At 34.9% G+C, this 4,543-nt stretch carries 4 protein-coding genes; 3 read left to right on the plus strand and 1 reads right to left on the minus strand.

Annotation, left to right across the window (positions count from 1 at the left end; genetic code table 11):
* The first annotated feature begins 180 nt into the window (after positions 1-180).
* The 3 genes from AACV33_RS20975 to AACV33_RS20985 all read left to right on the plus strand — a co-directional run bounded on the left by AACV33_RS20975 (position 181) and on the right by AACV33_RS20985 (position 3,098).
* On the plus strand, positions 181-330 hold the full coding sequence (locus AACV33_RS20975; protein ID WP_017020745.1) for a hypothetical protein: 150 nt from the start codon (positions 181-183) through the stop codon (positions 328-330).
* Between the two features lie 287 nt (positions 331-617).
* Positions 618-2,054, plus strand: a complete 1,437-nt coding sequence (locus AACV33_RS20980) for an amidohydrolase (protein ID WP_182700622.1) — start codon at positions 618-620, stop codon at positions 2,052-2,054.
* Positions 2,055-2,255: 201 nt separating this feature from the next.
* Positions 2,256-3,098 (plus strand): tyrosine-type recombinase/integrase, encoded by an 843-nt coding sequence (locus tag AACV33_RS20985; RefSeq protein ID WP_182700623.1) that lies wholly within the window; start codon positions 2,256-2,258, stop codon positions 3,096-3,098.
* Between the two features lie 697 nt (positions 3,099-3,795).
* On the opposite strand, the gene AACV33_RS20990 is transcribed toward AACV33_RS20985, so the two are convergent.
* Positions 3,796-4,527 (minus strand): transporter substrate-binding domain-containing protein, encoded by a 732-nt coding sequence (locus AACV33_RS20990; protein WP_182700624.1) that lies wholly within the window; start codon positions 4,525-4,527, stop codon positions 3,796-3,798.
* Positions 4,528-4,543 lie beyond the last annotated feature (16 nt).

Genomic DNA, 4,543 nt, shown 5'->3' on the forward strand with positions numbered 1-4,543 from the left:
CCTATAGTAATTAAGTTCTTAATGGGAAAACTACAAAAAAACCGTACACAAGAGGGATAATAATAATTGGATCAAGATCATTATTATTATCTAATTAAGCGTTTTTAGTATAAAATTGACGCTGCCATGATACATTGTTGCTCTTAAACTGTTAAGATGCACTCTCAAATGGAGAGTTACATGACAAGTAAAACAAAAGCAACGCGCGAAGTTAAAACAGGGAAGAAAACGAAGCAAGCCAATACGGATACTGCGGCTAAGCAAGATCCTCGTATAAAGATCGAAGACATTTTAGCACAAAGAGAATTTGATAAAATGTTTGAGTTATAAGCTTGCTTTATATAGCTAAGTGCAAAAGAGAAGAACGTATAGCTATAAACGCTTACGTTCTTTTTTTTGGTTACAACTTTAATGATGAATAAGAGCATCGTTTGAATTAACGGTATTTAGATTGAGTCATCAGATAGGTAATTAAACTATTCATAACGCTATTTTTTACTATATCTAATGACTTATTTAGCATGTAGATTGTAATGTATATTACAAATAAAGATAAATATTTCCCCCAGATATTTATCTTTATATTCATTATGGGGAAAAATTATTAAGGTTTAGGAATGAAGCTTAAAAGCTTGGTATTGAGTATTAGTGCAATATTGTTGGGCGGTTGTGGAACGACTATTGAAAAACAAGATTATAACGCTGATTTGATTATTAATAATGGACAAATATTAACGATTAATTCTTCAATGCAAGTTATCGATAATGGTGTTGTTGTGGTTAAAAACAATAAGATCATTGCCGTTGGTAGCGCTGAATTATTAGAACAATACCAAGCACCTAAAGTGATTGATGCAGAAGATGGTATCGTTATGCCAGGTATGACAAATAGCCATAACCATTTACCGATGATCGCTTTTCGAGGTTTAGGAGAGGAGGGTATTTCAAATCGATTATTTGCGTATTTTTTCCCATTAGAATCTGAGAAATTAAGCAGAGAACTAATTTATAGCGCAACTAAATTAGGGGCGATTGATTTAGCTCAAAGTGGAGTAACAACTTACGCTGATATGTATTACCACATGGATGAAATGGCAAAAGCCACCAAAGAGGTAGGCTTAAGAGCCGTTCTTGGTGAAACGGTGATTAAATTTCCGGTGGTAGATGCTAAGCAACCTTATGGGGGAATAGAATACGCGGAATCATTTATTAATGAATATAAAAATGATCCTCTAATTACGCCGGCGTATGCGCCTCATGCTGTTTACACCGTAAGTAAAGATAAGCTTCAAGAGATTAATGGATTATCAGAGAAATACGATGTGCCCGTGTTAATTCACGTTGCTGAGTTTCCAAACGAAGAACAAAGAATCAAAGACACGACAAAAGCAACATCACCCGTTGAATATTTAGATGAAATAGGGGTACTTGATGAACGTGTTGTTATTGCTCACGGTATTCACCTATCTCAACGTGATCAAGCATTGTTGAAAAAATCCGACGTTGGTGTCTCTTACAATCCAATGGCGAATGCCAAAGGAGCTACAGGGATTGCCCCAGCCTGGGACATGTATCGAGCTGACATGAGAATCGGCTTAGGTACTGATGGACCAATGAGCTCAAATCAAGTCGATTTATGGCGAACATTAAGCTACGCCGCAAATATGCAGCGTTTGAAACACTCTAATAGAACAATCATGATCCCTGAACAAGTCATCGAAATGGCAACACTTGGCGGAGCAAAAGCACTTCATATGGAAGATGAAATTGGTTCGTTAGAAGTTGGGAAAAAAGCGGATATTGTGATTGTAGAAACACAATCAGCGAACATGATGCCAAGTTATGATCCGTATGCTACGCTGGTTTATCAAGCAAACCCGAGTAATGTTGATACCACGATTGTTAATGGCAAGATAATTATGGAAAACAGAGAAATGTTGACTGTGAAATTGGATGATATTCGAGACAGTATTGAACAGTTTGAAAATGACATTGCCGTATTTGCAAAAGAGTTATCTAAAAAAGCAATTAAATCGAAAAGCTTAATGGATTAGTCAATGTAATCCTTATTTTATTATTAATATAGCCCGCAGTATTGCGGGCTTTTTTATGTCTAAAATACTTAAATTTCATATTGTTAAAGGTGCTTAATGTTATTGATAAATGCAATAATTACGTGTGTGGTAATTTGATAGACTATAATTATTATGCTCGTTCTAATGATCAACGGGTGTAATGGTATCAAGGAGAAAACAATGGCTTACGTAGAACCAATTAAAAGTAGGAAACATCTTCGTTACGCAGAAGAGTACTTAAAGATGAACCATGATCCTACCTTTACTCTTATATGGAAAATAGGGCTAGAAACAGGGTTAAGGATAAGCGATATATTATCAATGAAATACAGTGATATTAATTATTCAATGGGACGTTGTGAGATTATTGAGAGTAAAGGCACATTAGCTCGAAAAACGAAAGCGAAACACAAAGTGTTAAAGAAAATTAAAGATGAATTGTTTTTACATTATCAAGGTAAGCCTAAAAAAATGACGGCATTGTATATTACGCCATATCAATACGTTAATAATTTAGCGCCGTTAACATGGCAACCGATGATCGATGCCCGAATTAAACAAGCCCAAGATTCATTCTCTCCTGTGATAAGACGGGTTTATTTGAGTAAAGAAACGGTCACTATTTTAAAAAATCGCGAGAATAAGTATCAATATTTACATTGTGACGATATTTTTAATCGCCGCACGTTATTAAGTAATAGGGCCAAGAACAAGGAGGGACGACTGACAAGACAAGCGTGCTGGCATGTTTTTTCTAAATTAACGTTAGTATTAAAAGAAATAGGCGTAAATGTGAAAGTAGGGTGCCACAGTTTAAGAAAGAGTTTTGCGCGGCATTTGTATTTTTCTACAGGTAAGGACATTAGTATGTTAATGACGACGATTGGACATCAATCAGAGAGGATAAGTTTAAAGTACATTGGGCTGTCAGAGGATGAGACAGAAGTCGCACAAAAGGGATTAATTAGATATTTTTCGATGAATTTTCAAAGTGGTGAGTTTGATCACGTAAATGAACCTTAATGATTAGTTTTCATTATTGTCGTTATATTTAACATTCGTTATTTTAATTCTCTCGTTGTTAATACCTCCTTCTATTTTACAGAAGTAAGGAACGGTTTATAGTTAAATTTATACTTAGATAACAGTTACTTATGTTTGCGTCTTTCATTCAATAAAATTCTACTCTATTTTTATACTCTCCTCAAATCATCCTATCTATTAGTCCATTCTATTTAATTAACATTCCCTTACATTTGTAAAATAGAATCACGCTTTTTTGGTGCTTATAAACTCTGAAGATTATAGCTAATTTTCCGGAGGGTACTTTTACTGCCTTAGTTTTAAGGAGGCATTACGAAGATAAGAACATCATGAGCTTTGCTATGTTGTTTTTATTAAATAACAGGTTTTCCTATTTCCGAAGTGACAGCACAAAGTGATTTGAATTATCTATTATATTTAAATTTCTTATAAAGAGGTGTTATGAGTAACCAAACGTTGATATGTCGTTCTATGCAGTCATTTTTTGATCTTTGTGATAATAAATTAGTTACGTTATGCAATATTCATTGTACGTTTCTGATAATAGAAAGCGATTTTCTATGGATGGAAATTGAATTGAGATCAAAAGGAGGTAAAACACTCACCTCCAGTAAATCTGCTAATCATAATAAATATGTACCTTAAGAGAATTAAGGCAAATATTTATAGCGTGATGTTATCTTAATGAGTTGTTTTTCATAAACTGTTCATCAATATTTTTTAATTTCATTTCATCCATAATGAAATTAACCGTATTTAATAGTTCTTGCTCTCCTTTAGGGACAAGATAGCCGAATTGGCTTTTCGTAAATGGGGTCTCACAACGCGCGGCTTCCAATCGTTTATCGGTTGCTTGATAAAATAATGCTTCAGGTGTTTCGGTTACCATGACATCAACTTTATCAGTGGCGACTGCTTGTGGGACATCAAGATTATTCTCATAACGTGTAAAGGTCGCATTTTGTAGATGAGCGTCTGCAAATATTTCATTGGTACCACCAATATTGATGCCAACACGCACTTCTTTCATGTTCACTTTATCGATGGTATTGAATGCGTCGGCTTTTCCTTTAGCAACAAGAAAGCACTTCCCAAACGTCATATAACCTTGAGTTTGTTCTGCGTGTAATTGGCGTTGCATTTTTCGTGTTATTCCACCCATTGCAATGTCATATTTATCTGCATTTAGATCTGGAATAAGGTTTTTCCAAGACGTTTTAACTAATTCAAGCTTTACACCTAATTGGGCTGCGATGTGTTTAGCAACGTCAATGTCATACCCTGTATAGTTTTTTCCATCAAAGGAAGAGAAGGGTTTGTAGTCGCCCGTTGTGCCGATACGAATGACGCCAGATTCTTGAATCTCATCTAATCTATCTGCTTGTGCTGAACATGAAGCAGCAAGCAATACTGAAAGGCATAAT

Origin of the sequence: Aliivibrio sp. SR45-2 (assembly GCF_963890165.1) — a bacterium.
Classification (GTDB): domain Bacteria; phylum Pseudomonadota; class Gammaproteobacteria; order Enterobacterales; family Vibrionaceae; genus Aliivibrio; species Aliivibrio salmonicida.

Bases quoted from the DNA above. Each gene is read 5' to 3' on its own strand.
- AACV33_RS20985 (WP_182700623.1), top strand. From the start codon at position 2,256: ATGGCTTACGTAGAACCAATTAAAAGTAGGAAACATCTTCGTTACGCA.
- AACV33_RS20980 (WP_182700622.1), top strand. From the start codon at position 618: ATGAAGCTTAAAAGCTTGGTATTGAGTATTAGTGCAATATTGTTGGGC.
- AACV33_RS20975 (WP_017020745.1), top strand. From the start codon at position 181: ATGACAAGTAAAACAAAAGCAACGCGCGAAGTTAAAACAGGGAAGAAA.